At 71.9% G+C, this 25,926-nt stretch carries 24 protein-coding genes; 16 read left to right on the top strand and 8 right to left on the bottom strand.

Annotated features, from left to right (window positions below; all coding sequences use genetic code 11):
• The first annotated feature begins 11 nt into the window (after positions 1–11).
• From rhaS to sigJ, 7 genes are all read left to right on the top strand, one after another.
• Positions 12–1,091 (top strand): rhamnose ABC transporter substrate-binding protein, encoded by a 1,080-nt coding sequence (rhaS, locus tag PBV52_RS01925; protein WP_274236504.1) that lies wholly within the window; start codon positions 12–14, stop codon positions 1,089–1,091.
• Between the two features lie 17 nt (positions 1,092–1,108).
• Positions 1,109–1,429, top strand: a complete 321-nt coding sequence (locus PBV52_RS01920) for an L-rhamnose mutarotase (protein WP_274236503.1) — start codon at positions 1,109–1,111, stop codon at positions 1,427–1,429.
• Positions 1,430–1,498: 69 nt separating this feature from the next.
• The gene (locus tag PBV52_RS01915; RefSeq protein ID WP_274236502.1) at positions 1,499–2,929 is read left to right on the top strand and encodes a BNR repeat-containing protein; all 1,431 of its coding nucleotides are present in this window, start codon (positions 1,499–1,501) and stop codon (positions 2,927–2,929) included.
• Positions 2,930–3,013: 84 nt separating this feature from the next.
• Positions 3,014–4,039: a LacI family DNA-binding transcriptional regulator gene (locus PBV52_RS01910; protein WP_274236501.1), complete on the top strand. Its 1,026-nt coding sequence runs from the start codon at positions 3,014–3,016 to the stop codon at positions 4,037–4,039.
• Positions 4,040–4,140: 101 nt separating this feature from the next.
• Positions 4,141–5,442, top strand: a complete 1,302-nt coding sequence (locus tag PBV52_RS01905; RefSeq protein WP_274236500.1) for an alpha/beta fold hydrolase — start codon at positions 4,141–4,143, stop codon at positions 5,440–5,442.
• A 28-nt stretch (positions 5,443–5,470) separates the two neighbouring features.
• Positions 5,471–6,214, top strand: coding sequence for a PIG-L deacetylase family protein (locus tag PBV52_RS01900; RefSeq protein WP_274236499.1), 744 nt, complete (start codon positions 5,471–5,473; stop codon positions 6,212–6,214).
• Positions 6,215–6,247: 33 nt separating this feature from the next.
• Complete coding sequence (sigJ, locus tag PBV52_RS01895) at positions 6,248–7,150, top strand: RNA polymerase sigma factor SigJ (protein WP_274236498.1); 903 nt, start codon at positions 6,248–6,250, stop codon at positions 7,148–7,150.
• Between the two features lie 19 nt (positions 7,151–7,169).
• Here sigJ and PBV52_RS01890 read toward each other — a convergent pair whose 3' ends face one another.
• Positions 7,170–7,370 carry a DUF5999 family protein gene (locus tag PBV52_RS01890; protein WP_274236496.1) on the bottom strand — a complete coding sequence of 67 codons (201 nt, stop codon included), beginning with the start codon at positions 7,368–7,370 and terminating at the stop codon, positions 7,170–7,172.
• Positions 7,371–7,520: 150 nt separating this feature from the next.
• On the opposite strand from PBV52_RS01890, the gene PBV52_RS01885 reads away from it, so the two are divergent.
• Positions 7,521–8,351, top strand: coding sequence for a pentapeptide repeat-containing protein (locus tag PBV52_RS01885; RefSeq protein WP_274236495.1), 831 nt, complete (start codon positions 7,521–7,523; stop codon positions 8,349–8,351).
• Here the strand turns inward: PBV52_RS01885 and PBV52_RS01880 are convergent.
• The gene (locus PBV52_RS01880; protein WP_274236494.1) at positions 8,313–9,854 is read right to left on the bottom strand and encodes a cytochrome P450; all 1,542 of its coding nucleotides are present in this window, start codon (positions 9,852–9,854) and stop codon (positions 8,313–8,315) included. The two genes, PBV52_RS01885 and PBV52_RS01880, sit on opposite strands and share 39 nt — an antisense overlap.
• Positions 9,855–9,974: 120 nt before the next feature.
• Here PBV52_RS01880 and PBV52_RS01875 point away from each other — a divergent pair, with 120 nt between their 5' ends.
• Together PBV52_RS01875 and PBV52_RS01870 are read left to right on the top strand one after the other, a co-directional pair.
• Positions 9,975–10,583, top strand: coding sequence for a TetR/AcrR family transcriptional regulator (locus PBV52_RS01875; protein WP_274236493.1), 609 nt, complete (start codon positions 9,975–9,977; stop codon positions 10,581–10,583).
• A 119-nt stretch (positions 10,584–10,702) separates the two neighbouring features.
• The gene (locus PBV52_RS01870; RefSeq protein WP_274236492.1) at positions 10,703–11,428 is read left to right on the top strand and encodes a DUF2470 domain-containing protein; all 726 of its coding nucleotides are present in this window, start codon (positions 10,703–10,705) and stop codon (positions 11,426–11,428) included.
• Here PBV52_RS01870 and PBV52_RS01865 read toward each other — a convergent pair.
• From PBV52_RS01865 to PBV52_RS01855, 3 genes are all read right to left on the bottom strand, one after another.
• On the bottom strand, positions 11,396–12,616 hold the full coding sequence (locus PBV52_RS01865) for a lactonase family protein (RefSeq protein WP_274236491.1): 1,221 nt from the start codon (positions 12,614–12,616) through the stop codon (positions 11,396–11,398). The genes PBV52_RS01870 and PBV52_RS01865 overlap by 33 nt on opposite strands.
• A 135-nt stretch (positions 12,617–12,751) precedes the next feature.
• Positions 12,752–13,810: a hypothetical protein gene (locus tag PBV52_RS01860; RefSeq protein WP_274236490.1), complete on the bottom strand. Its 1,059-nt coding sequence runs from the start codon at positions 13,808–13,810 to the stop codon at positions 12,752–12,754.
• A gap of 46 nt (positions 13,811–13,856) precedes the next feature.
• The gene (locus PBV52_RS01855) at positions 13,857–15,110 is read right to left on the bottom strand and encodes an aromatic acid exporter family protein (protein WP_274236489.1); all 1,254 of its coding nucleotides are present in this window, start codon (positions 15,108–15,110) and stop codon (positions 13,857–13,859) included.
• A gap of 262 nt (positions 15,111–15,372) precedes the next feature.
• Between PBV52_RS01855 and PBV52_RS01850 the strand changes: the two genes are divergently transcribed.
• The gene (locus PBV52_RS01850; protein WP_274236488.1) at positions 15,373–16,704 is read left to right on the top strand and encodes an erythromycin esterase family protein; all 1,332 of its coding nucleotides are present in this window, start codon (positions 15,373–15,375) and stop codon (positions 16,702–16,704) included.
• 13 nt (positions 16,705–16,717) lie between these two features.
• On the opposite strand, the gene PBV52_RS01845 is transcribed toward PBV52_RS01850, so the two are convergent.
• On the bottom strand, positions 16,718–17,212 hold the full coding sequence (locus tag PBV52_RS01845) for an FBP domain-containing protein (RefSeq protein WP_274236487.1): 495 nt from the start codon (positions 17,210–17,212) through the stop codon (positions 16,718–16,720).
• 96 nt (positions 17,213–17,308) lie between these two features.
• On the opposite strand from PBV52_RS01845, the gene PBV52_RS01840 reads away from it, so the two are divergent.
• A complete protein-coding gene (locus PBV52_RS01840) occupies positions 17,309–18,232 on the top strand; it encodes a DUF3626 domain-containing protein (RefSeq protein ID WP_274236486.1) in 924 nt (307 codons plus the stop codon).
• Here the strand turns inward: PBV52_RS01840 and PBV52_RS01835 are convergent.
• On the bottom strand, positions 18,163–18,759 hold the full coding sequence (locus PBV52_RS01835) for a PAS domain S-box protein (RefSeq protein WP_373921998.1): 597 nt from the start codon (positions 18,757–18,759) through the stop codon (positions 18,163–18,165). The genes PBV52_RS01840 and PBV52_RS01835 overlap by 70 nt on opposite strands.
• Positions 18,760–18,947: 188 nt before the next feature.
• Here PBV52_RS01835 and PBV52_RS01830 point away from each other — a divergent pair, with 188 nt between their 5' ends.
• The 4 genes from PBV52_RS01830 (at position 18,948) to PBV52_RS01815 (ending at position 24,785) form a co-directional block, all read left to right on the top strand.
• Complete coding sequence (locus PBV52_RS01830) at positions 18,948–22,124, top strand: cytochrome P450 (RefSeq protein ID WP_274236484.1); 3,177 nt, start codon at positions 18,948–18,950, stop codon at positions 22,122–22,124.
• 23 nt (positions 22,125–22,147) lie between these two features.
• A complete protein-coding gene (locus PBV52_RS01825) occupies positions 22,148–23,110 on the top strand; it encodes a phosphotransferase family protein (RefSeq protein WP_274236483.1) in 963 nt (320 codons plus the stop codon).
• A 59-nt stretch (positions 23,111–23,169) separates the two neighbouring features.
• On the top strand, positions 23,170–24,459 hold the full coding sequence (locus PBV52_RS01820; RefSeq protein WP_274236482.1) for an ROK family transcriptional regulator: 1,290 nt from the start codon (positions 23,170–23,172) through the stop codon (positions 24,457–24,459).
• A gap of 71 nt (positions 24,460–24,530) precedes the next feature.
• Complete coding sequence (locus PBV52_RS01815) at positions 24,531–24,785, top strand: hypothetical protein (RefSeq protein WP_274236481.1); 255 nt, start codon at positions 24,531–24,533, stop codon at positions 24,783–24,785.
• A gap of 42 nt (positions 24,786–24,827) precedes the next feature.
• Here the strand turns inward: PBV52_RS01815 and PBV52_RS01810 are convergent, their stop codons facing one another.
• Positions 24,828–25,856 carry an SDR family oxidoreductase gene (locus tag PBV52_RS01810; RefSeq protein WP_274236480.1) on the bottom strand — a complete coding sequence of 343 codons (1,029 nt, stop codon included), beginning with the start codon at positions 25,854–25,856 and terminating at the stop codon, positions 24,828–24,830.
• Positions 25,857–25,926: the final 70 nt, after the last annotated feature.

Below are 25,926 nucleotides of genomic sequence, written 5' to 3'. Positions count from 1 at the left end.
GGACCTTCGTCATGCGCAAGTCATCCCTCCGCCGTACCTGCGCGGCCCTCGCCGCCGTCACCTCGTTCGCCCTGGCCGCCACCGCCTGCGGCGGTACCACCAAGGAGGACGTCAAGAGCGAGGGCGCCTCGGCCGCCTCCGCCGGGAAGGCCGACCCGAACGCCGAGCTGAAGAAGGGGCTGACCGTCGGCTTCCTGCCCAAGCAGGTCAACAACCCGTACTTCACCTCCGCGGACAAGGGCGGCGAGGCGGCCCTGAAGGAGCTGGGCTCCAGCTACAAGGAGGTCGGCCCGTCCAGCGCCACCGACACCGCCGGCCAGGTCTCCTACGTCAACACGCTCACCCAGCAGCAGGTCGACGCGATGGCCGTCTCCGCGCAGGACCCGGGCGCCCTGTGCACCGCGCTGAAGCAGGCCATGAAGAACGGCATCAAGGTCGTCACCTACGACTCCGACACCACCGCCGACTGCCGCAACGCCTTCGTCTCGCAGGCATCCGCCGAGGACCTCGGCCGCACCGAGGTGCAGCTGCTCGCCGAGCAGATCGGCTACAAGGGCGAGATCGCGATCCTGTCCGCCGCGCAGACCGCGACGAACCAGAACATCTGGATCGACTTCATGAAGCAGGAGCTCAAGGACCCCAAGTACAAGGACATCAAGCTCGTCAAGGTCGCCTACGGTGACGACGACGCCCAGAAGTCCTTCCAGCAGACCCAGGGCCTGCTCCAGGAGTACCCGAACCTGAAGGGGATCATCTCCCCGACCACCGTCGGCATCAAGGCCGCCGCCCAGTACCTGTCGGGCTCCAAGTACAAGGGCAAGGTCAAGCTGACCGGCCTCGGCACCCCGAACGACATGCGCAAGTACGTCAAGAACGGCACGGTCGAGGGCTTCGAGCTGTGGGACCCGGCGAAGCTCGGCGACCTGGCCGCCCGCGCCGCCGTCGCCCTGGTCTCCGGCCAGATCACCGGCAAGGAGGGCGAGACCTTCAAGGCCGGCGACACCACGTACACCATCGGCAAGGACGGCGTGATCAGCCTCGGCAAGCCGACCGTCTTCGACGCGAAGAACATCGACCAGTTCAACTTCTGAGATCCGGAGGGTTGTTGATGCAACGCGTGTGCTTCCTGCTGAAGGTCCGGGCGGAGCGCCTCGAGGAGTACCGCGAGCGGCATGCCGCCGTGTGGCCCGAGATGCTCCAAGCGCTCTCGGCCACCGGCTGGCACAACTACTCGCTCTTCCTGCGCGAGGACGGACTGCTCGTCGGCTACCTGGAGACCGAGGACTTCGCGGCCGCCGTAGCCGGTATGGAAGCCACCGACGTCAACGCCCGCTGGCAGGCGGAGATGGCGCCGTTCTTCGAGTCGTTGGACGGCGCCCGGCCTGACGAGGCCATGAAACCGCTCACCGAGGTGTTCCACCTCGCCTGACCACACCCCGCAGGACCCGTCCCCACCCTGTTCCCCTCCCGCACCTCGCCGACAACGGAGTCCCCCGAGATGAAGAGACGTACGCTGCTGGGCGCCGCCCTCGCTGGAGCCGTCATGACCCCCGCCCTCGCGTCCGGAACCGCCCGTGCCGCCGACCCCGGCCCGTCCCTCACCCTGACCGGCACCACCACACTCGACACGCAGGCCATCTTCTTCGTGTCGTACGACGGTCTGGTCAACAACAACTCGTTCCAGAAGAACGGCCTGCTGACCTACAAGGGCTACCAGTACGCCGTCTGGTACACGGCCGACCGCAACGCCGTCGTCGGCCGCCGCGTGCTCGGCTCCAGCACCTGGTCCACGGTCAAGGTCGGGCACACGCTCCGCTACAACGACTCCCACAACGTCATCTCCATGGGCGTGTCCAAGGTCGACGGCCGCCTGCACCTCAACATGGACTCGCACAGCGACGGCTTCACCTACGTCAAGTCGGTCGCGGGGCTGGTGGACAACCCCGCGGGCCTGAGCTGGACCGCGAGCCGCTTCGGTGCCCCGCAGTCCACCCTCGACGGCCTCGCGCTCACCTCGCAGTTCACCTACCCGCAGTTCATCTCCACCCCCGACGGCAAGCTGCAGCTCAGCTACCGGGTCGCCATCTCCGGCAACGGGCGCAACGCCCTCGCCGAGTACGACGGTTCGACCTGGACCAACCTGGGTGAGTGGAGCAGCTCCACCGGGACGTACACCAGCGAGCACGGCTCGTCGACCGCTCGCAACATGTACCTGCACGGCATCGACTACGACAAGAACGGCCGACTGCACTCCTTCTTCACCTGGCGCGAGCAGAACGGCGCCGTGATGTGCAACGGCGGCGGCATCACCAACCACGACACCGGCTACGTCTACTCCGACGACCGCGGCCGCACCTGGCGCAACAACGCCGGCACCGTCGTCGGCACCACCGGCGGCTCCGACAAGGTCGCCGTCACCGACAGCGGCCTGGTGATCGACGCGCTCAACCCGGACCACTCCCTGATGAACCAGGAGAGCCAGTTCACCGACTCCGCGGGCCTGCCGCACGCGATCATCAGTTACGTGCCGGGCCGCTTCGGCCAGTGCACCACGAACTACGTCGCCGACCGCACGGCCAACGGCCGCGCCTTCCACGTCCGCAAGAACTCCTCCGGCGCCTGGCAGAAGACCGAGATACCGGTCCCGCTGAACTCCAGTCAGCGCACCAAGCTGATCCTGGACAAGTACGACAACGCGTACGCGATCTTCCCGTTCTGCCGGATCGCCGGGGCCTCCAAGGCCTCCGGTTACACGGACTGGTCGGTCCTGTACGACGGCGTCACGGCCGGGCTGAACGCCTTCGGCGAGGTCGTCATCGATGAGACGCGCATCGCACAGGACAACTTCCTGTCGATCATGTACCAGGAGAAGTCCAGCGGTACGACGCCCTCGGCGCTGCGCAACCTCAACTTCCGCCTGCCCGCCTGACCACAGCTGTTGTGGGCGGCTTGACGGTAATGTGCCTTCCCGCCGCCCCACGTCTTGTCGCGTCTTACTGGAGGTCCCTGCCCGATGACCCAGTCGGTGGGTATCAAGGACGTCGCCCGCGCCGCCGGAGTCTCCGTCGGCACGGTCTCGAACGTCATCAACCGTCCGGACACGGTCGCGACCGAGACCCGGGCGCGGGTGCAGTCCGCGATAGACCGGCTGGGCTATGTCCGCAGCGAGTCCGCGCGCCAGCTGCGCGCGGGCCGCAGCCGGATCATGGGGTTGCTCGTCCTCGACATGGGCAACCCCTTCTTCGTCGACGTGGCGCGCGGCGCCGAGCGGGCCGCGCGTGAGGCCGGGCTCGGCGTGATGGTCTGCAACAGCGCACAGAGCGCGAGCGAGGAGGCCGAGTACCTGTCGCTCTTCGCCGAGCAGCGGGTGCGCGGTGTCCTGCTCACCCCGGCCGACGCCACCGGCCGCAACATCGAGACGTTCCGGCGGCACAACATCCCCTTCGTCCTCGTCGACCGGGTCGCCGAGGGCACCACCGAGTGCTCGGTCTCCGTCGACGACGTCGCGGGCGGCGCCCTCGCCGTACGCCATCTCGTCGACGCCGGGCACCGCTCCATCGCGTACGTCAGCGGCCCGCCCGGCCTCAACCAGGTCCGCGACCGCCGCACCGGCGCCCTGCACGCGCTTCAGGAGGCCGGCCTCGGCCCCGAGCACCTGCGCGAGCTGCCCACCGAGCGGCTCGACGTCGCCGCCGGCCGGGACGCCGGCGCCCGCCTGCTCGGCCTCGCCGAGCGCCCGACCGCCGTCTTCTGCGCCAACGACCTGCTCGCCCTCGGCGTCCTGCAGGCCATGTACGCCGCGGGCGTCGGCGTCCCCGACGACCTCGCGATCGTCGGCTACGACGACATCGAGTTCGCGGCCGCCGCGGCCGTGCCCCTCACCTCCGTACGGCAGCCCGCGGTCACCATGGGCACTCTCGCGGCGGAGATCCTGCTGGAGGAGACGGAGGAGGAGACCGCGACGAGGAAGCACGAGCACCGGCGGGTCGTCCTCCAGCCGGAGCTGGTGGTCCGGCGGTCCAGTCTCTCGGCCCGCTGATCCGCCGTTCAGTACGATTTCATGATCCCGGGGCTCGGTCGGCGGACGAACATGTGCTGAACTGGGACGCGGCCCGAAAACCCTCCGTCCCGGGAGCCCTGTTGACCGTCAGCTACCGCCAGCCCGGCGTCGTCCTCACCGACCGCCACTTCACCGTGCCCCTCGACCACGACGCCCCGAACGGCGAGACGATCGAGCTCTACGCCCGCGAGGTCGTCGCCGGCGACAAGGCACACCAGGAGCTGCCCTGGCTGGTCTACCTCCAGGGCGGCCCCGGCTTCGGCGCGAACCGCTTCGTCGGCAAGGGCGCCTGGCTCGGCCGCGCCCTCAAGGAGTACCGCGTCCTGCTCCTCGACCAGCGCGGCACCGGCCACTCCACGCCCGCCAACCGCCAGACCCTCCCGCTGCGCGGCGGCCCCGCCGAACAGGCCGACTACCTCACGCACTTCCGCGCCGACTCGATCGTCCGAGACTGCGAGGCGATCCGCCGGGAGGTGACCGGCGGCGCCCCCTGGACCGTCCTCGGCCAGAGCTTCGGCGGCTTCTGCACGGTCAACTACCTCTCCACCGCCCCGGAGGGCCTGACCGCCGCCGTCATCACCGGCGGCCTGCCCTCCCTCGACGCGCACGCCGACGACGTCTACCGCGCGGCCTACCCCCGCATCGAGCGCAAGGTCGGCGCGCACTACGCCCGCTACCCGCAGGACGTCGAGCGCGCCCGCCGTATCGCCGACCATCTCCTCGCAGGCGACGTGGTCCTGCCGAACGGCTACCGCCTGACCGCCGAGGCCTTCCAGTCCCTCGGCATCGTCCTCGGCGGCAGCGAGGGCAGCCACCGCCTGCACTACCTGCTGGAGCACGCCTTCGTGCGCACCCCGCAGGGCCCGGCCCTCTCGGACGCCTTCCAGGAGGAGGTCCAGGGCCTGCTGTCGTACGCGAGCCACCCGCTGTACGCCCTCGTGCACGAGGCGATCTACGGCCAGGACGCGCGCCCCACCGCCTGGTCCGCCGAGCGCGTGCGCGCCGAGTTCCCGCAGTTCGACGCGGCCAAGACGCTCGCGGGGGACGGGCCGCTGCTGTTCACCGGCGAGACCATCCACCCCTGGATGTTCGACTGCGACCCGGCCCTGCGCCCGCTGCGCGAGACCGCCGAACTCCTCGCCGCCCGCACCGACTGGAAGCCCCTGTACGACCCGGCGCGCCTCGCCGCCAACGAAGTGCCGGTCGCGGCGGCCGTCTACCACGACGACATGTACGTCGACACCGCCCACTCCCTCGCCACCGCCCGCGCCATCCGCGGCCTGCGCACCTGGGTCACCGACGAGTTCGAGCACGACGGCGTACGGGCCGGCGGCCCCCGCGTCCTGGACCGGCTGCTCGCGCTCGCCCGTGACGAAGCGTGATGTCGGTGTGACGGGCTAGTGTGCGGGCATGACCGAGCCGACGATCACTCAGCTCCAACCCATGCCCGACGACTGGCAGCGCGCGCTCGCCGTCGTCGCACACCCGGACGACCTCGAGTACGGCTGCTCGGCGGCGATCGCCGGCTGGACGGACGGGGGCCGCGAGGTGGCGTACGTCCTGGCGACCCGTGGCGAGGCCGGCATCGACACCCTGGAGCCCGCGAAGTGCGGCCCGCTGCGCGAGCGCGAGCAGCGGGCCGGCGCTGCGGTCGTGGGTGTGTCGGCGGTGGAGTTCCTCGACCACGAGGACGGCGTGATCGAGTACGGCACCGCCCTGCGCCGCGACATCGCCGCCGCGATCCGCCGGTACCGGCCCGAGCTGGTGATCACGCTGAACCACCGGGACACCTGGGGCGGCGTCGCCTGGAACACCCCGGACCATGTGGCGGTCGGCCGTGCCACGCTGGACGCGGCCGGTGACGCGGGCAACCGCTGGATCTTCCCGGAGCTCGCCGAGCAGGGCCTGGAGCCCTGGGGCGGTGTCCGCTGGGTCGCCGTCGCCGGTTCCAGTACGCCCACGCACGCGGTGGACGCGACGGCCGGGCTGGAGCGCGCGGTGCGCTCGCTGCTGGAACACCGCACCTACATCGAGGCGTTGACGAGCCAGGACCCGCAGACGTACGCCCGCGGCTTCCTCACCTCGAACGCCGAGGCGACGGGGAAGCGGTTCGGCGGGAAGCCGGCCGTGGCGTTCGAGCTGTTCAGTCGGTAGACCTGCTCAATTGATGGGCGAAACGGGGGGAATGTGAACGACACGGAACTGCTGGCGGACCGCTTCGAGGAGCACCGCGGCCATCTCAAGGCGGTCGCCTACCGCATGCTCGGCTCGCTGGCCGAGGCGGAGGACGCCGTGCAGGAGGCCTGGCTGAAGCTGAGCCGCAGCGACGCGGACGACATCGAGAACCTCGGCGGCTGGCTGACCACGGTGGCCGGCCGGGTCTGCCTGGACATGCTCCGCTCGCGCACGCGACGCCACGAGGAGCCGCTCGACGACACCTTCGTCCCGGATCCCGTGATCAGACCGCTGTCGACGATCGACCCGGAACAGGAGGTGCTCCAGGCCGACTCGGTGGGCCTGGCCCTGCTGGTCGTGCTGGAGACACTGGAGCCCGCCGAGCGGATCGCGTTCGTACTGCACGACATGTTCGCGGTGCCCTTCGACGACATCGCGCCGATCGTGGAACGCTCCTCGGCCGCGACCCGCCAGCTGGCCAGCCGTGCCCGGCGCCGGGTGCGGGGTGCCACGCCCTCCGCCGAGCCCGACCTCGGCAGACAGCGGCAGGTCCTCGACGCCTTCATGGCGGCCTCCCGCGCGGGGGACTTCGAGGCGCTGCTCGCGGTCCTCGACCCCGATGTCGTGCTGCGGGCCGACTCCGGGCCGCTGGTCGGCGGTGTGGCGGCGTCCAAGGTGGTGCGCGGGGCGAAGCCGGTGGCCGAACAGGCGATGCTCTTCCGGCAGTTGGCGCAAGCCACGCAGTTCATCCGGTTCGTGCTCGTCAACGGCACGGTCGGGATCCTCAACGCCCCCGAAGGCCGGCCGATGTCGGTCATGGCCGTCACCATCGCCGACGGCCGGATCACGGAGATGTACATCCTGGCCGACCCCGAGCGTCTCGGGCGCCTGGACCTGACCGGTCTGGGCGTCTGACGCCTGACGCCTTGATGGCTCAGGCGGCCACGGCCAGCACGCCGACCGTACGGTGCGGGCTCACCACCCGCCCGTCCGGGAGGAGCTCTCCGGTGTCGTCGAAGACGATCGTGCCGTTGCACAGCAGGCTCCAGCCCTGTTCGGGGTGGGCCGACACGATCAGGGCGGTGTGATGGTCCGGGCTGTCGGCGGTCGGGCACGGGGGCTGGTGGCTGCACATGACGTCTCCCTGAAGTCCGTTACGGCGCCTGCCTGTTCGGCGTATGTACCAGTGGTAGCGGAGCTTGTTTTCCGTTGTATGAGGAGACCCCCACAGGGCCGGAAAATCATCGGTGAGGTTGGATGACGTCCAGGTCGTAGGCTGGCGGACATGCAAGAACACCTGACCGACCTGGTCGAACTGCGCGGCGACTGCGAGCGATGCTTCGGGCTGTGCTGCGTCGCGCTGCCCTTCACCGCCTCCGCCGACTTCGCGATCGACAAGCCGGCCGGAAGGCCCTGCCGGAACCTCCAGGACGACCACCGCTGCGGCATCCACGCCCGGCTGCGGCACAAGGGCTTCACCGGCTGCACGGTCTACGACTGCTTCGGTGCCGGTCAGAAGGTCTCGCAGGTGACCTTCGCCGGGAAGGACTGGCGCACGGCCTCCCGCGAGCACGCCCGGCTGATGTTCGACGTCTTCCCGGTCGTCCGTCAGCTCCACGAACTGCTCTGGTACCTGGCCGAGGCCCTCACCCTGCCCGCCGCCCGCCCCCTCCACACCGATCTGTGCCGGATCCTGGACAGGACCGAGGAGCTCACCCGCCAGACCCCGGAGGAGCTCGCGGCGCTGGACGTGGCCGCGCACCGCCAGGACGTCAACCTGCTCCTGCTGAAGACCAGCGAGCTGGCCCGGGCCGGCATCGGCGGCCGTAAGAAGAACCGCCGGGGCGCGGACCTGATGGGCGCCCGTCTCAAGGGCGCCGACCTGCGCGGCGCGAACCTGCGCGGTGCCTACCTCATCGCCGCCGACCTGACCGGCGCCGATCTGCGCGGGGCGGACCTCATCGGCGCCGACCTGCGTGACACCGACCTCACGGACGCCGATCTGACCGGCGCGTTCTTCCTGACCCAGCCCCAGCTGAACGCGGCCCGGGGCAGCGCGAGCACGCGGTTGCCCGCCTCAGTCAGCCGGCCTGTGCACTGGACAGCGGAGCTCTGAGGGCACGTCCTCGGCGGTCCCGGAGGAGGCCTGTGCCGTAACCGGAGTCCCGGCCGCCCGCCGCTCCAGGCGCAGCCGCAACCCCTCCGGCATCAACGTCAGCCGCTCCGTCACCCGCAGCCGATAGGCCGGGTCGCTCCCGAACTCGTAGCGGCGCAGCAGCAGCCCCAGCACCAGCGTGGCCTCGTGCAGCGCGAACTGGCGCCCGATGCAGGCCCGCGCCCCCGTGCCGAACGGCTTGAAGGTGTGCGGCGGACGCGTCCGTACGGCCTTCGGATCGAAGCGATCCGGATCGAACCGCTCGGCGTCCGCGCCCCAGACCTCGGGATCGCGGTGCAGCATCGCCGTGAGCACCAGCGCCCACGCACCGCGCCGCATCGGATGGACCCCGCCGAGCACCGTGTCCTCGCGCGCCTCCCGGGCGAAGGCGGGCGCCGTCGGCCACAGGCGCAGCGACTCGTCGAGGATCCGGCGCACATACCGCAGCCTCGCCACCTGGTCGTAGCCGGGCACCGCCGTGTCGCCCCAGACGCGGTCCACCTCGGCACGGGCGCGCTCGGCGACGTCCGGGTGCCGGGAGAGATAGTGCAGGGCGAAGGAGAGCGCGCCCGAGGTGGTCTCGTGGCCGGCCACCAGGAACGTGATCACCTGACGGCGGACATTGCGTGCGGAGAGCCGCTCGCCCGTCTCCGGGTGGACCGTCTGCAGCATCCGGTCCAGTAGATCCCCGTCCCCGGGCCCGCTCGCCGTACGGGCGCGGACCAGGTCGTCCACCGTGCGGTTGAGGTAGGCGATGTCGGCCTGGTTGCGGCGCGCGGCACGCCGCAGCAGGAACGGCGTCGGCACGGTGTTGAGCCGCTGCGCGTAGGTGAGCGTGCCGACCATCGCCGTCACGAAGGGATGGGGGCGGGCCCGCTCGAAGGAGCCGAAGTCGTGCCCGAACCCGGTGCGCGCGATGGTCTCCAGGGTCAGCTTGGTCATGTCGCCGGGCACGTCCACCGCCCGGCCCGCAGCCGCCTCGCGGTCCCAGTGGTCCATGAGCCGGTCGGCCACGGCCAGCATCATCGGGTGGTAGCCCGCCATGGCCTCCCGGCTGAACCCCGGCGCCAGGACGTCGTGCGCCAGCTGCCAGTTCGGCTCGTGGTTGTACGCCGTGAACAGACCGTCCCCGACGACCGGGCGCAGATTGGCTATGCCGAGTCCCACGTGCTTGGCGAAGCGCGCCTCGTCCGCCATGTCGGCCGCGAGTCCGGCGCCCCAGACGAACACGAACTCCCTGTTGAACGCCCTGCGCCGGAAGATCGGCCCCAACTCACGGGCGTACCGCAGGGAGTCCTGCAGCGGCGTACGCCGGCTGGCGCCGAGCACGTCGCCGAGCAGCGGGAGCCGGTGCGGGGGACGGGGTATGCGGGACAGCTCCGGCCAGCCCTGCTCGGCGCTGCGGAACCCCTTGGGAAGTCCGGTCCCGTGGGGAAGTCCGGTCCCGGTCACTGTCTCCGCCATGACGCGATCTCCCTCGATCCAGCGGCACGTTGAGCTGTTCATGCGAGCTATTTGTACGTGGGTTCAATAACGTGCTCAGTCTGGTCCCGCTGTTGAATCCACGTCAAGTAAAGTGCGGGCATGGCCGCGAACCAGGGCGAGCGCACCCGCCGCCGGCTCAGCACCGAGAAACGCCGAGAGCAGCTCCTCGCGGTCGGGGCGCGGCTGTTCTCGGAGAGCCCGTACGACGACGTGTGGATCGAGCAGGTCGCCGAGATCGCCGGTGTCTCACGCGGGCTGCTCTACCACTACTTTCCGAACAAGCGGGAATTCTTCGCGGCCGTCGTCGAGCGGGAGAGCGAGCGCATGCTGCGCATGACGGCCGCCGTGCCCGGAGCCCCGGTGCGCGAGCAGCTCGCCGCGGGTCTCGACGCGTATCTGGAGTACGTCGAAGCCCACGCGCATGGATTCCGCGCCTTCCACCGCGCCGACGCGGCCGGCGACCAGGCCGTGCGCAAGGTCTACCAACAGGCCCTGGCCGCACAGGAGAAGCAGATCCTCGCGGCCATGGCGGCGGACCCCGAGTTCGGCCCGGTCTTCGAGCTGCGGCCCGATGCCGGGCTCGCCGTGCGGGGCTGGCTGGCGTTCACCACGGCCGTCTGCCTGGAGTGGCTGAGAGGCTCGGACCTCTCCCGGGAGCAGGTGCGCGACCTGTGCGCCCGCGCCCTGCTGGGCGTCATCACACCCTGAGTGACCGCGCGCACCGTACCGCGTGCACGTGCAAAGAGATCGCACAGGATCGGCGGGTCCGGTTGGCGTGCGGCCCGATCTTCGATAGGTTAGGCAAGGCTTACCTAAGGAGGTTTGGGATGGGTGACAGCCAAGCGTGGACGGCCGCGCCTTCCGCGGCGGAGCGGGCCCGGTCGGTGCTCGCCGCCGCGTGGTCCTGCGCGGTGACCGCGGAGGGCAGTCGCGAGGAGCTCGTCGGCGCGCACACCGTGGCCGAGGACGGCCGCGTCCTGCTGGACGTGCCGGAGGACAGCGCGCTCGTCGCGGCGGCGATCTGCGCGCCCCGCGGAGAGCCCGCCGCCGTCCTGGAGTTCGCCGACGTCGCCCCCGTGCCCGTACGCAAACGGATCCGCGCCCGGCTCTGGCTGTCGGGCTGGTTCACCCCCGAGGAGGGCCAACTGGCGTTCCGGGCGACGCGGGTGGTGCTGCGGCAGCCCTCCGGTGCCGTGGTCGTCGACCTCGACGAGTTCGCCGCCGCCATGCCCGACCCGCTGGCCGCCGCCGAGGCCCGGCTGCTCACCCACCTCGCCGACTGCCACCCGGACGCCGTGGAGCGGCTCACCCGCCTCGTCGACTCCGACAGTCTGCACGGCGCGGTCCGCGTCCAGCCGCTCGCCGTCGACCGGCACGGACTGACGCTGCGGATCGAACGCGCCCGCGCCCAGGCCGACGTACGACTGCCGTTCCACCGGCCCGCCGACGACGTCGCACAGCTCACCGAACGCATGCACATCCTGCTCGCCCAGGCCAGCGCCGCCTCCTGCCCCCGCGCCCTACAGCGGCAGCGCACAGACGGCGACGGGTGACGCGAACGGCTCGCCGGCGAGCCGCAGTTCACCGCTGCCCTCGTCGACGTGGAAGACGCTGACGGTGCTCGACCGCTGGTTCGCCGCGAACAGCAGCGAGCCGTCCGGCGAGAGGGCGATCTGCCGCGGGAAGTCCCCGGACACCGGCACCGTGCCGAGCAGCCTGAGCCGGGCGCCGTCCGCCTCCACCGCGTAGCGCGCGAGGCTGTTGTGGCCCCGGTTGGCGAGATAGGCGTACCGGCCGTTCGGCGTCACGACGATCTGCGCCGGATAACTGGTGCCCGAGCCCGTGCCCGTGGACTGCTCCGCGCCGACGGTCAGCCGGCCCGTGCCGGGGTCGTACGCGCACACCGCGACGGTGTTGTCGACCTCGTTGGCCAGATACGCGTACCGGCCGCCCGGGTGGAAGGTGAGATGACGCGGGCCCGCACCCGGCTCGGTCTGCGCCCGTGCCACCTCGGTGAGCGTGCCCGCCTTCCGGTCGAGGCGATAGGTGTACACGGTGTCCGTGCCGAGGTCCACGGCGAGCACATGGCCGCCGTCGGGGCTCGTGATGAACTGGTGGGCGTGCGGGCCCTCCTGTCCCGGACCGGGCGCCGGACTGGAGTGCGTGACCAGGTCGGTGCGCTCCCCGAGCGCGCCCGAGGGATCGATCGGGTGCACGGCGACGCTGCCCGTGCCGTAGTTGGCACTCAGCAGCCAGCGGCCGCTCGGATGCACGGACAGATGGCACGGCGCGGCCCCGCCGGTGCTCCGGCTCCCCAGCACCTTGCGGTCGGCGAGGCGGACGGCGGTCACGGCGCCGTCCTCACGCTCGTCGACCGCGTACAGCGTCCGGCCGTTCGGGTGCAGCGCCAGATACGACGGGTCGCCGACGCCGCTGATCGTTCCGGTGCCGGTGATACGGCCCGTCGCCGGGTCGTACGTGGCGAGGCCGATGCCCGTGCCGCCGCCCTCGACGGAGGTGTAGGTGCCGAGGTAGAGGGGGCGCGGGCCGGACGGCTCGCGGCTCTCGGTCTGGGCGCTCGGACGGGTCCCGGGAGTGGTCGCCTCGGGGGTCGCCGTGTCGGCCGTGTCCGCGGGGGCGGGTGCGTCGTCGCACGCCGTGGCCGCCGGGAGTGTCACGCCGGCGGCCGATCCCGCGAGGGTTCCGACGAATCGGCGCCTGCTCAGCCCACCACTGCCCATGTCCACACCTCAGGTCGTCGGTCGTCGTGGTCGCGACAGCCACCTTCGCGTGGATCACCCGTCGAGCGCAAGAAGAGCAACGCGCGTTGCATACAGTGCAATGCAGGGGTGTGGCGTGCGTGCGCTTCGGGTCGCCTACCAGTCCCCGTTCTCCACGGGCTTGCCCTGTGCGTCCTTCAGCGGCGTCACCTGGCCCGGCGAGGGCGCCTGCCAGGGCTCGTGGTCGTCGCCGAGCCAGTCGCCGACCGGCTTCACCGACTCCAGCGTGTCCGTGGGGGCGAGATCCTCGGCGTCCTCGTCGTAGTAGTCGAACCACGGCAGTCCCGCGCGCGTGTACGCCGCCCGGTCCACCGGCGACGGCGGGGGAGCCTCGCCGGTGATGCGGCGCCACTGCGGCGGCGTCACGAGATGGACGAAGACCCGGCCCGCGGCGCGGTTCGACCAGTCCGACAGCGGCCGGTCGTCCTGGTAGACCTCCTGGCGCATCGAACCGCCGACGCCCAGCCCCATCGCCGCGGCGGCCCGGGGCGGCCGGCCCGCCGGAGCGGCGGCGGGCGCCGGGACCGCGCCCTGAGGGGCGGGCGCCGCCATGGGCAGGGCGGCGCCGTAGCCGCCGTACGAAGGCATCGCCCGCGCCTGCTCCGCCCGGCGCCGCTCCTCCTCACGCCACCTGGCCAGCTGCGGCTCCTTCAGCGCGAACGACTGCAGCTGTACGCCGCCCCAGACCTCCTCGCCGGTCACCTGACCCTCGACGGTCGCCCCGAGCCCCAGCGGTACGGCCACGAACTGGCGGACCGTGCCCTTCCCGGAGTTGATGCCGTCCAGCCAGGGCTGGCGGGGCAGTACGACGTAGTTCTGCGGCTTGCGGGACAGCCGGTCGCGCCACGGCTTCCCCGAGACCGCGCACACCTTGCCCACCCCGACCTGCAGCGCGGCCGGCTCCGTCGTGCCCCCGAAGCTCAGCCACATCGCCTCGCGCAGATACACCGGCAGCATCACACCGCCGCGTGACCGCCACGCCTCGGGAACGCTGTCCGCGTAGTCCGCCACCCGCCGGACCGGGAACTCGCCGAGCCCCGGCGGCAGCGGGTGCGTGCCCGACTCGGGCAGCCGCAGCGTACGGATGAACCGCACCGCCACACCGCCCGGCAGCCGCAGGGTGTTTCCGTCGATCCGCACGGTCGTGTCGGCCATCGGGCAGCTCCTTCGCCTCAGGCGCCGGCCCCGTCCCGGCGTCCCCTCACGAAGAACGCCCGCTGATCCCCGTACGGTTCCGCCACAGCTGCTCCTGAACGCCCATGCGCTCGCGCAGCCGGGTCAGGCGCGGCATCCGGGTGCGCTGCTCCTGCGAGACACGGTCCAGTTCCTCCAGCAGCCGGCGCGAGCGGTGCTCGGTGTCGAGCTCGTCGAGGATGCGGTTGACCTCGGTGAGTACGGCACCGAGCAGCTGCCAGTGCCGGTCCTCGCGCTCGGCCTCCTCGCGCAGCAGCAGGGCCAGCTTGTCGCGGGTGCCCGCCGCCGTGCGCAACTCGGCGGCGAGCCGGGACTCCGCCGCGTCGGCGTTGCTGCTGACATGGGTGGTGACCAGCACCGAGAAGCTGACCACCGCGTCGGCGATCTCGGACAGCAACTGGTCCACGACGGCGCCCGTCTCCTTCGCGAACAGCGGCTCGGGCTCCCGCTCCTTCGCGAGGTCGGTGAGGGTGCGCGCGAGCACCCGCAGGACCACCGTGCAGATCTCCAGCGTGTCCAGTCCGGTGCGCAGCACCACGCGGTGCAGCAGGCTGTCGCGCACGCGCGGATTGAGCCGCAGGCTGTCCTCGGCCTGCTTCAGCGCCGCGTCCACCTCGACGATGTCGTGGTCGAGCCGGCGCGCCTCGTGCAGCCGGGCCGCGGCCTGCTCGAACGGAGTGTGGCCGGCCGCCTCCTCGCCGATGCGCAGCATCAACTGCCGCAGCCGACGGGCCAGTCCCTCCAGCGACTCACCGGCCTCCTCCACCCACACCGGCGGCGCGAGGAGCAGATTGAAGCCGAGCCCGACCACCGCGCCGATCAGCGTCTCCAGAATCCGCGCCCAGGCCGTGTCCCCGACGGTGGTGACTCCGAGGACCAGCATCGCGCTGATCGCCACTTCGGGCACGTACTCGTCGACCCGCACCAGATGGCCCACCACCAGCGAGGCCACGATCAGCAGCGCCAGACTCCACCAGGTCAGGCCGACCAGGAGGCTGAAGGCGATGGCGACCAGGACGCCCGCCACCACGGAGTTCACCCGGCGGATGCCGTTGGTGAGCGTGGCGTACAGCGTGACCTGGACGACCAGCAGCGCCGTCAGGGGCGCGGTCAGCGGCGCGGCCTCGGGGCTCAGGCGCAACGCGATGACGTAGGCGATCGTCGCCGCGGCCGCCGACCGCAGCGTCTGGACCGTCACGGGGTCCCGGCGCAGTTTCCCGAGCCACTCCAGGGACGGCGTCCCCTCACGTACGTCCCGCATCCTCGGCTGTTCCCTTTCCACAGATGCTTCCCACACCCTGCTTGCGGAACATAACGGTCCGCAAGGAACCCCAGATTGATCGCAGCGGCCGCGGTACGGCAAGGGGCTGGGCCGGTGATCGTCGACACCACCCGCGCGAGGCCGGGCGCCCGACCGGGTCCGGAACTGAGGAAAACCCCCGCCGTCACCCGGCGGTTGACCGCAACCGGGGACGGAGGACCGCGGGATGGTCCCCGCCGGCCCGGAGCGCAAGCCTTGGATCATGAATCGGCATCGGACCGGATTACTGCTGACCCTGTTCATCATCCTCGCCGCCCTGACGACCGGCATCCCGGCCACGGCGGCACCGACCCCCACCACGGTCGTCGGGGCACTCGACCGGGCCGCCCACCCGCTGCGGAGCGTCGAACCGGGCGGCGGCACCGGCGATCTGCGCCCCCTGGACCGGATGATCGGCGACGCCCGGGTCGTCGGCCTGGGCGAGGCCACCCACAGCTCGCACGACTTCTTCGCCCTCAAGGACCGCGTCTTCCGCCACCTGGTCGAGGAGAAGGGCTTTCGCACCTTCGCCCTGGAGGCCCCCTGGAGCACAGGGCAGCGCCTCGATGACTACGTGCTGCTCGGCAAGGGGGATCCGCGGCGCATCATGCGCGAGGAGTTCCAAGGGGACTACCTGTGGTGGAACAACACCGACTATCTGCGCCTCGTCGAGTGGATACGCGCGTACAACCTCCGGCACCCCGGCGACCCCGTCCGCTTCATGGGCGACGACATCTCCTGGACCGGACCCGAGCTGTACGACGCCGTCGAGGACTACGTGGCCGCCAGTCACCCGCAGCTGAGCGCCCGACTTGCCGAGCTGTACCGCGGGCTGCGGCCCACCGTGTCGACCGGCGCATACATCGAGCAGTACCTGAAGCTGCCGTACGCCGAGTGCATGGAGCGGGCGGAGCGCACGGGTGAGGCGCTGCGGCTGCTGGAGCGGCAGGATCCGGGCGCCGACCGCGAGGCGTACGACCGGGCAGTCCAGCAGGCGAGGGTGATCGACCAGACCGCCCGGCAGTACGCCTTCGACATCGAGGACCCCGCCGAGATCGCCGCGGCCATGCGCTACCGCGATGCGGCGATGGCGGCGAACGTGGTGTGGTGGCAGGGGCGCACCGGTACCAAGGTGCTGCTGTCGGCGCACAACAACCACGTCGCGTATGTCGCGCACGACCCCGCTCAGTACCCGAAGGTGCAGGGCGCGTTCCTGCGGGACAGCCTCGGCGCGGGCTATGTGAGCGTCGGCCTGACCTTCGCGCAGGGCTCGTTCAACGCCACCGGCCAGGACGACGTCATCCAGCGCTGGACGCTGGGTCCGGCGGGCCCGGGCAGCAGCGAGCGGATCCTGGACCGGGTGCGGCACCGCGACTACCTGCTCGACCTGCGGACCGCCCCGTCACCGGCTGACGCCTGGCTGCGGCAGGCACACCCCACGCGCAGCATCGGCACCGCCTACCCCGACGGCCCGCACGACATCGCGCTCGCCCGCAGCTACGACGTCCTGATCCATCTGCACCGGGTGGAGGCGGCGACGCTGCGGGACCAGTGATCGTCGCGGGTGCTCAGACGTACAGCTTGTCGAGGAAGGCGGTCAGATTGCCCGTGGTCCGGGCGATCTGCTCCGCCGGCGTCAGGCTCTCCTCGAAGCGGCTCCCGGACTCCAGGTTCTTCTTGCCGCGGACGTACAGCGAGCAGGCGAGGTCGGTGCACATGTAGAGGCCGACCGAGTTGCCCTCGCGGCCCGCCGCCCCCGCCTTGCGGGCCGTCATCAGCGAGACGCCGCCGCCCGGATGGGTCGTCAGGCAGAGGGAGCACATGCTGCGGTGCAGGAAGCCGCGCTGCGAGGAGGGGAAGCGGAGGGTGACGCCCACCGGGCGCCCCTCCCGCTCGGTGACCAGATAGCTGCGATCGGGGGCTCCTGGATCACGCCAGCCGAGGAAGTCGAGGTCGTCCCAAGGGCGTTCGTCGAGATCGCGGGGGAGGGACAGGCGCTTGGCCTCGCCTTTCGAGCAGTTGATGAAAGAGTTGCGGATGTCCGGCTCGGTGAGTGGCTTCATGGGGAGACTCCGGGGGGTAAGGGTGTTGGGCTGATCGGTAAAACCTAGGGGCCCTAGGTTCATGGCTAGGATAGGCAGCTTGATGAGGGGGAGCCAGTGAATTTCGGCCCTGTCGGGTCACCTCGGGCCCGGGCGGCACTGCGGCACGTCGCGGCCTCGTCCACGGGGCCGGCCCTCGACCCCGAGGTGCGCGTCACCCTCAACTTCCACCCGGACCGGCTGGTGCGGGGCGTACCGATCCTGCGCGCGCTGGCCGAGGACGGCACCTACCACTCGCAGTTCGTCACCGGCACCAGCAACGGCGGGCTCACCGCGCACCCCGGCGGCGACCGCTGGCGCTGGGAGAGCCGGATCTTCGGCGGGGTCTACGACGACGCGCCCGGCCACGAGCGGCCCGTGTACGGCGCTCTGAACTTCCGCCGCCAAGTGGTGGGCGCCGCCCCGCGGTTCGGCTCCTCGCACTTCCGGCTGACCGGCACGGCACTCGCCCGCGCCACCTTCTGCTACCCCGACAGCGCGGCCGAGCCGACCGACTTCGGCGTCGCCGTCGGTATGCACCTCGTCGCCCTCGCCGAGGCCGACGAACAGGACGCCCTCAATGACTACATCGAGGCGCAGGTCCACGGGGGAGTCGTCCTCGCCCGAGACGTCGAGGCGATCGTCCTGGACGCGAGCTACCGGGGCACGCCCGTCGAGATCGCCGCCCGTCTGCTGCCGTTCCCGGTCGAGTGGCACCCCGGCTATCGGCTCACCGTGGCCGACCTGCACCGCCACGCCGACTACCGCGGCCAGGAGTACGCCGAGCTGGGCGCCCGCCTCGCCGAGAACGGACTGATCAACCCACGCGTCATCGGCAACGCCGCCCGCACGGGCCGCTACGAACTCCAGGACCTGAAGATGGTGTGGCACACCCTCGCCCGCTTCGGCGCGCCCGAGGGAGCGGGGACCGCCTACTCGGGCTCCTCCGATGCGGCCGGCGTCGGCGGCCACACCCCGGCAGCGAGCAGGCCCAGTGCGTAGGCGCGGGCGACCAGTTCCGTGCGGTTCGCCGCGCTCCAGCGTGCCGACAGGCGCCGCAGGTGGTAGTTCACGCCGTCCACGGTGAGGCCGGTCTCCCGGGCGGCCTGCGCGGTGGTGGCGCCCCCGGCGAGCAGCGCCAGGATGCGTGCCTCGGTCGGCGCCACCTTCACGGGCCTGCGTTCCTGTGCCTCGCGCTCGCCCAGGACCCGGAGCAGCACCAGCAGCGCCGGCGTCTCCTCCACGGTGTCGCTCACCGGGTCCGCCGTCAGCTCCCCGTACCGCTGCGCACCGCCGGGCGCCTGCCAGCGCACCGACACCTGGTACCGCGACCGGTGCCGCAGCCGCAGTGCCTCGGCGATCCGCTCCACCTGCGTCGCCTCCTGCGGGCGGAACAGCTCCAGCACGTCCCGGCCGCGCAGCCGTCCCGGGGTCGTACCGCACTCCGCCGCCATCGCCGGATTGGCCAGCAGGACCGCGCCGTACACATCGCAGACCGCGATCGGTACCGAGACGCGGTCGAAGACCATCAGGGCGCGGTTGCGCCAGACCACGGCCTCGGGTCGAGCCCAGTCCACAGCACCTCCGGTCCCTCGGCGCAAGCGTGACGCACATCCATGGACTACACAATCATGTAGGGGCGGGGTGCGGGTGGCCGGGGCCCGTCGATCACGCTGGATCGCAGTAGTCCCGTACCGCGAAAGGCAGTTGTCGCGCCATGCCCCCCACCGCGTTGCACCCGCAGCCCCTCGACACCCTCCCCGGTGTCCCCGTCGTCGACATCACCGCCGTCGGACCCGGCCGTACCCCGATCCAGCAGGTCATGGAGCTGATGCGGGAGCACGGGCCGGTGCTCGTGCGGCGGCTGCACGGGCGGGAGACGCTGTTCACCGCCGACCTCGACCTGGTGGCCGACCTCGCGGACGAGAAGCGGTTCGCCAAGCATGTCGGGCCCGCCCTGGAGAACGTCCGGGAGTTCGCCGCCGACGGCCTGTTCACGGCGTACAACGACGAACCGAACTGGGCCAGGGCGCACGACATCCTCATGCCCGCCTTCGCGCTCGGCTCGATGCGCACCTACCACCCCGTGATGCTGAAGGTGGCCCAGCGGCTCATCGCGTCCTGGGACCGCGACGCCGGCGCCGGACAGCCGGTGAACGTCCCCGACGACATGACCCGCATGACCCTCGACACCATCGGGCTCGCCGGGTTCGGCTACGACTTCGGGTCCTTCGAGCGGGCCGAGCCGCACCCCTTCGTCGAGTCGATGGTGCGCTGCCTGGAGTGGAGCATGAACCGCCTGGCCCGCGTCCCGGGCCAGGACCACTGCGCCGCCGACGCGGCCTTCCGGGACGACGCCGCCTACCTCGCCCAGGTCGTCGACGACGTCATCGCCTCCCGCGCCGGCACCGACCAGCGTGACGCCGAGGACCTTCTCGGCCTCATGCTCACCGCCGAGCACCCGCGGGACGGCAGCACCCTCGACGCCGCCAACATCCGCAACCAGGTCATCACCTTCCTGATCGCCGGCCACGAGACGACCTCCGGCGCGATGTCCTTCGCGCTGTACTACCTCGCCAAGCACCCGGCCGCGCTCCAGCTCGTGCAGCGCGAGGTCGACGAGCTGTGGGGCGACCGGGCCGACGTCGAGCCGACGTACGACGAGGTCGGCAAGCTGACGTACACCCGCCAGGTGCTCAACGAGGCGCTGCGGCTGTGGCCCACGGCCGCCGCGTTCAGCCGGCACGCCCTTCAGGACACGATGCTCGGCGGCCGCATCCCGCTGCGCGCCGGGCAGTTCGTCACCGTCCTCGCCCCGATGCTGCACCGGCAGCCGGTCTGGGGCGACAACCCCGAGCTGTTCGACCCCACCCGCTTCACGCCCGAGGCCGAGGCGGCGCGCTCGGTGCACGCCTTCAAGCCGTTCGGCACCGGTGAACGCGCCTGCATCGGGCGGCAGTTCGCCCTGCACGAGGCGACCATGCTGCTGGCGATGCTGGTCCACCGCTACCGGCTGCACGACCACGCCGACTACCGCCTCACCATCAAGGAGACCCTCACCCTCAAGCCCGACGGCTTCACCCTGACCCTGACCCCGCGCACGCCCGCCGACCGGGTGCACACCCCGCTGCCCGGCGCCGCCCCCGCGGCCAGGGAAGCCATGTCCGACACGGCCGCCCTCCCCGCCCGCGTCCGCCCCGGCACCAGCGCCCTGTTCCTGCACGGCAGCAACTACGGCACCTGCCGCGACTTCGCCGCCCAGCTCGCCGACGAGGCCGCCGCCATCGGCTGCGAGACGCAGATCGCGCCCCTCGACGACTACGCCGGCGGCCTGCCCACCGACCGCCCGGTCGTGATCACCGCCGCCTCCTACAACGGCCGCCCCACCGACGACGCCACCGCCTTCGCCGCCTGGCTCGACGAAGCCTCCGACGCCGGTGACGTCACCTACGCCGTCCTCGGCGTCGGCGACCGCAACTGGGCCGCCACCTACCAGCACGTCCCGACCCGCTTCGACGACCGCCTCGCCGAACTCGGCGCCACCCGCCTGACCGACCGCGCCGCCGCCGACGCCTCCGGCGATCTGACCGGCGCGGTACGGGACTTCACGGCCAGGCTCCGCACGGCTGTGCTGGAGCAGTACGGCGACCCGGACGCCACTGCCCCGGCCGACGACGAGCCCACGACGGCGTACGAGGTCCGAACCCTGACCGGCGGCCCCCTCGACGCCCTCGCCGAACGCCACGGCCTCGTCCCGATGACGGTCACCGAGGCCCACGACCTCACCGCCCCCGGCTACGCTCGCCGCAAGCGCTTCGTCCGCGTCGCCCTGCCGGACGGTGTCACCTACCGCACCGCCGACCACCTCACGGTGCTGCCCGCGAACGCCCCGGCCCTCGTCGACCGCGCCGCCACCGCACTCGGCATCGACCTCGACACCGTCCTGGACATCCGCGCCACCCGCCCCCGCCGCGACGGCCTCGCGGTGGACCGGCCCCTGACGGTGCGCCAACTCCTCACTCACCACGTCGAGTTGCAGGAGCGCCCGAGCGCCGCCCAGCTGTCCGCGCTCGCCGCCGCCAACCCGTGCCCGCCGGAGCGCATGGCGCTGGCGAACCTGACCGACGATCCGCGCACCCTGGTCGAGGTGATCGAGGACCACCCGGCGCTGCGAGGCGCCCTGGACTGGCCGACGCTGCTCGACCTCCTCACCCCGCTGCGGCCCCGCCACTACTCCATCTCCTCCTCACCCGCCGTCGACCCCGGCCACGCGGACCTGATGGTGTCCCTGCTTCAGGCTCCGGCCCGCTCGGGCAAGGGCGTCTACCGAGGCACCGGATCCGGACACCTCATGACCGTCCGGCCCGGCGACACGGTGTACGCCCGCGTGCAGCCGTGCCGGGAGGCCTTCCGGATCGGCGGCTCCGAACCGGTCGTCATGGTCGCGGCCGGCACGGGCCTCGCCCCCTTCCGCGGGGCGATCGCCGACCGTACGGCGGCACGAGCGGAGGGTGCCGAACTCGCCCCCGCCCTCTGCTACTTCGGCTGCGACGCCCCCGACGTCGACTTCCTGCACGCCGAGGAACTGCGCGCCGCCGAGGCCGCCGGCGCGGTCTCGCTCCGTCCGGCCTTCAGCGCCGCCCCAAAGGACGGCGTGACCTTCGTCCAGCACCGCATCGCCGCCGAGGCCGACGAGGTCTGGGGGCTGCTCGGCGCGGGCGCCCGAGTGTACGTCTGCGGGGACGGTTCGAGGATGGCGCCGGGTGTACGGGAGGCGTTGCGTACGCTGTACCGGGAGCGTACGCCGGACGCCGACGACGTGGCGGCCGAGCGGTGGCTCGACGGGCTGATCGCGGACGGCCGTTACGTCGAGGACGTGTACGCGGCCGGCTGACCGAAGGGGAGGGTGGGCGCACGGTGGTGGACTCCTGGGAACGGGCCCGGCAGGTCCTGGACGCGGCCGGTCTTCCGCCGGGACACCTCGCCCACCTGCGCCCGCTGTCGGGCGGCACGTACAACACGGTCGAGGAGCTGGTCCTCGTGGACGGCCGTCGCTATGTGCTGAAGGTGCCGCCCGACGCGACGCTTCCGGGCATGGCGCACGAGAGCGAACTCCTCGTGTCCGAGGCCGAGTTCTACCGCGCGGCCGCGAAGGCGGACGTGGCGGCGCCGCGTGTGGTGACCCTCGGAAGCCATCTGCTGATGACCGCCTGTCCGGGCGACCCCTGGGACGGCTCACTCACGGACACGGAACAGGCCGCCCTGCGCACGGAGTTGGGCCGTCAGGTCGCCCGACTGCACACCATCACCGGGCCGGGCTACGGCTACCCGTCCGGTGCCCTCGGCCCGCTCGCCGACGACTGGCGCACCGCGTTCACGGGGATGCTCGACGCCGTCCTGGACGACGCCCGCCGTTACGGGGCCCGCCTGCCGCGCCCCGCCGACGCCGTGGCCCGTACGCTCCGGGCCGCCTACGACGCGCTCGACGAGGTCACCGTCCCGTGTCTCGTCCACTTCGACCTGTGGCGGGGCAACATCCTGGTCGACCGTGCGTCGGGGGAGGCCCGCATCGGCGGGCTCATCGACGGGGAGCGCATGTTCTGGGGCGACCCGCTGGCCGACTTCGTCTCCCTGGCGCTGCTGGGGGACATCAAGAAGGACGAGGCGTTCCTGGCCGGATACCGGGAGGCCGCAGGGCGGGCCGAGTTCGACGCGGCGGCCCGACTGCGCCTCGCCCTCTACCGCTCCTACCTCTACCTGATCATGCTCACCGAGACGATCCCCCGGGCGGTCGACGCCGGGCAGGAGCGCTGGGTCCAGGAGGCCGTCGCTCCGGAACTCCTGGCGGCGCTGGCCGAGATCGAGGACCTGACGTCGTAGTTCACAATGGGGGACGGTTCGAACAGGGTGGGGAACAGGGCTGGTCCGAAGGGAGCCGCATGGCGGGGCGGAACGGGCGCACGGTACGCGACCTCAGACGGGGCAACCGTACGGTCGTACTGCAGCGCCTCTACTTCGACGGCCCCCTCAGCCGCTTCGAACTCGGCCCGGCGACCGGCCTCAGCTCCGGTTCCGTCAGCAATGTCGTCGCCGAGCTGATCGCAGACGGCCTGGTCGAGGAGGCCGGCAGCGTCGACTCCGACGGCGGCCGCCCCCGCATCCTCTTGCGCGTGGCTCCCGGCAGCGGTCACATGATCGGCGTCGATGTCGGCGAGACCCGGGTGCGGATCGGGCTGTTCGACCTGACCCTCACCGAACTCGCCCGCGCCGAACGGCCTTTGGCGCAGCAGCGGTACGAGGTCGAAGGCATCGTCCGCCATGTGCGCGACGGCATCGCCGAGGTGCTCGCGGCATCCGGCATCGGGCCCGAGCGGCTCCTCGGCGTCGGTATCGGCGTCCCCGGGATCGTCGAGCACACGCCGCGGCTCGGCACCCTGGTGCACGGGCAGACGATCGGCTGGGACGCGGTACCGCTGGAGCAGCTTCTGCGCGACGGCTGCGAACTCCCCGACACCGTCCCGTACTTCATCGACAACGGCGCCAGGACCCTCGGCCAGGCCGAGATGTGGTTCGGCGGCGGCCACGGCGCCCGCAGCGCGGTCGTCGTGCTGTTCGGCTCCGGCGTCGGCGCCTGTCTGGTCGCCCCCGAGGCGGAGCACGGGCGGGCGGTGGAGTGGGGGCATCTGACGGTACGGGTCAGGGGGCGCCGCTGCCGGTGCGGCGCGCTCGGCTGCCTGGAGGCGTACGCGGGCGCCGAGGCACTGCTGGAACGCTGGCGCGAGGAGGGCGGGAGCATGCCGGAGGGCGCCGACGAGGAGACCGCGCTGGCGGCGATGCTGGCCGGCGCCTATCCGCCCGAGGGCGGTGCGGCCGACCCGGTGGCGCTCGCCGTACTGGAGGAGACGGCCGAGTACGTGGGCGCGGGCCTGTCCGACCTGATCAACCTCTTCCAGCCCGAGCGCATCCTGATCGGCGGCTGGGCGGGTCTGCGGCTCGGCGCCCACCTCCTGCCCGCCGTACGCCGGCACGCGGCCTCGTACGCCCTGCGGCATCCGGCCCGGAAGGTCACCGTCGACCTCGGCAGGCTCGGCCCGGACGCGGTCACCGTCGGTGCCGCGATCCTGCCGCTCGCCGACTTCTTCGCGCGCGGCGGCCGGCGCGCCGAGCCTGTGCCCGAGGCCCCGTCGACCGCCTGGCGCACGGCCCTGGCGGAGCGGGTGGCGCCCTGAGGTTTCGCCGGTGTCGGGAACGGTACTCGCGGGGCTCACGAACGACCTTGGACGACGCGAGGAGGTGCACCATGGCCGACGACCGTCGCGCTGCGCAGGACAAGACCGGCGAGCCCGTGCCGCGGGATCTGCCGGATCAGCAGGCGAACCCGGGAGAGGACCCGGGGGAGGACCCGTGGGAGGTGCCCGTCGAGCGGGCGGACGACAGCACCGAAGCGGACGACGTCCCCGACACGGACGAGGCGGGAACGGGCCGACAGGGCGCGGCCCGGTCGGGCACGGTCCAGCCGGAGGAACATCCGGTACCTGAGGAGCCGTCCGGCTGAGACAGGTCCTCGTTGAGGCAGGGCCCCTGAGCAGGGCGCAGGTCAGCCCGCCTTGCGGCCCCGCATCGGCTCCGTCGGCGCACCCTCGCCGCGCTGCAGGCCCTGCAGAAACTCCTCCAGCACCTCGGACGCCGTGCGTTCCGGGCGCCAGCCCAGTTCCGTACGCGCGCGTGTGCAGTCCATCAGCGGCAGCCTGAGCACCGCGTCGAAGAGGTGCGGGGAGGCGGGCAGCAGGTGCAGCCCCCACGCGGCGGCGATCGCCGAGCGGGCCGCCGTACGGTGCAGCCGGACCGGGCGGGCGCCGAGCATCTCGCCCAGCAGAGCCGCGTCGACCGGGGGGTCGGCCGCGAGGTTGAAGGCGCCGCGGACGTCGGACTTCACGGCGAGCTGATAGGCCCTGGCCGCGTCGTCCGTGTGCAGCGCCTGCACCCGCAGTCCTGGAATGTCGGGCAGGAACGGCAGCAGCTCCGGGCGCGCCAGCGGGCCCGGCAGGAAGCGGCCACCGAAGATACGGCGCTGCTCGCTCGCCGACTCCCGCTTGAACAGGAACGCCGGCCGCATCCGCACCACACGCAACCTGGGATGGGACCGGTCGAAGGTGTCCAGCGCCCGCTCCAAGTAGGCCTTCTCCCGGCAGTACGCGGCGTCGGGCCAGCCGTGTGTCGGCCACGACTCGTCCACTGCGTGGTCCTTCGGCCCCGGCGAGTACGCGCCGACCGACGACGCGTGCACCAGCGTCGGGACCCGCGCCGCGGCCACCGCGTCGAAGACCTGAATGCTGCCCAGCACGTTCGTCCGCCAGGTCACGGCCGGATCGTGCGTGGGCTGGAACGCCCAGGCCAGATGGATGACGGCATCGGCACCCTCGAACAGGCTCGCCGGATCGGCCTGCTCGGACGCCAGGTCGACCGCCGCCCAGTCCGTCTTCGGCGGCGACCACTCGGGAGTCCTGCGGGCCAGCCCCAGCACGGAGCCGACCTCCGGATCCTCCGAGAGGAGCCGCACCACGCTCGTGCCGACGTTGCCCGTGGCACCGGTGACCACGATCCTGCGGGCCGGTTCGCTGCTCACCTGCGCCTCCTCACGGGAGTGGGGACGGGAGCGTCCGAGTACCCCGTTCCGAGGCGCCCGCACGCTCCGC

It is taken from the genome of Streptomyces sp. T12, assembly GCF_028736035.1.
Lineage (GTDB): Bacteria > Actinomycetota > Actinomycetes > Streptomycetales > Streptomycetaceae > Streptomyces.
The sequence above is the reverse complement of the archived record's forward strand: the minus strand, read 5'-3'. Positions and strand labels throughout refer to the sequence as shown.

Coding starts and splice junctions, on each gene's coding strand:
- rhaS (WP_274236504.1), top strand. CDS start 12: ATGCGCAAGTCATCCCTCCGCCGTACCTGCGCGGCCCTCGCCGCCGTC.
- PBV52_RS01920 (WP_274236503.1), top strand. CDS start 1,109: ATGCAACGCGTGTGCTTCCTGCTGAAGGTCCGGGCGGAGCGCCTCGAG.
- PBV52_RS01915 (WP_274236502.1), top strand. CDS start 1,499: ATGAAGAGACGTACGCTGCTGGGCGCCGCCCTCGCTGGAGCCGTCATG.
- PBV52_RS01910 (WP_274236501.1), top strand. CDS start 3,014: ATGACCCAGTCGGTGGGTATCAAGGACGTCGCCCGCGCCGCCGGAGTC.
- PBV52_RS01900 (WP_274236499.1), top strand. CDS start 5,471: ATGACCGAGCCGACGATCACTCAGCTCCAACCCATGCCCGACGACTGG.
- PBV52_RS01890 (WP_274236496.1), bottom strand. CDS start 7,370: ATGTGCAGCCACCAGCCCCCGTGCCCGACCGCCGACAGCCCGGACCAT.
- PBV52_RS01885 (WP_274236495.1), top strand. CDS start 7,521: ATGCAAGAACACCTGACCGACCTGGTCGAACTGCGCGGCGACTGCGAG.
- PBV52_RS01880 (WP_274236494.1), bottom strand. CDS start 9,854: ATGGCGGAGACAGTGACCGGGACCGGACTTCCCCACGGGACCGGACTT.
- PBV52_RS01875 (WP_274236493.1), top strand. CDS start 9,975: ATGGCCGCGAACCAGGGCGAGCGCACCCGCCGCCGGCTCAGCACCGAG.
- PBV52_RS01870 (WP_274236492.1), top strand. CDS start 10,703: ATGGGTGACAGCCAAGCGTGGACGGCCGCGCCTTCCGCGGCGGAGCGG.
- PBV52_RS01865 (WP_274236491.1), bottom strand. CDS start 12,616: ATGGGCAGTGGTGGGCTGAGCAGGCGCCGATTCGTCGGAACCCTCGCG.
- PBV52_RS01860 (WP_274236490.1), bottom strand. CDS start 13,810: ATGGCCGACACGACCGTGCGGATCGACGGAAACACCCTGCGGCTGCCG.
- PBV52_RS01855 (WP_274236489.1), bottom strand. CDS start 15,110: ATGCGGGACGTACGTGAGGGGACGCCGTCCCTGGAGTGGCTCGGGAAA.
- PBV52_RS01850 (WP_274236488.1), top strand. CDS start 15,373: ATGAATCGGCATCGGACCGGATTACTGCTGACCCTGTTCATCATCCTC.
- PBV52_RS01845 (WP_274236487.1), bottom strand. CDS start 17,212: ATGAAGCCACTCACCGAGCCGGACATCCGCAACTCTTTCATCAACTGC.
- PBV52_RS01835 (WP_373921998.1), bottom strand. CDS start 18,759: ATGGTCTTCGACCGCGTCTCGGTACCGATCGCGGTCTGCGATGTGTAC.
- PBV52_RS01830 (WP_274236484.1), top strand. CDS start 18,948: ATGCCCCCCACCGCGTTGCACCCGCAGCCCCTCGACACCCTCCCCGGT.
- PBV52_RS01820 (WP_274236482.1), top strand. CDS start 23,170: ATGGCGGGGCGGAACGGGCGCACGGTACGCGACCTCAGACGGGGCAAC.
- PBV52_RS01815 (WP_274236481.1), top strand. CDS start 24,531: ATGGCCGACGACCGTCGCGCTGCGCAGGACAAGACCGGCGAGCCCGTG.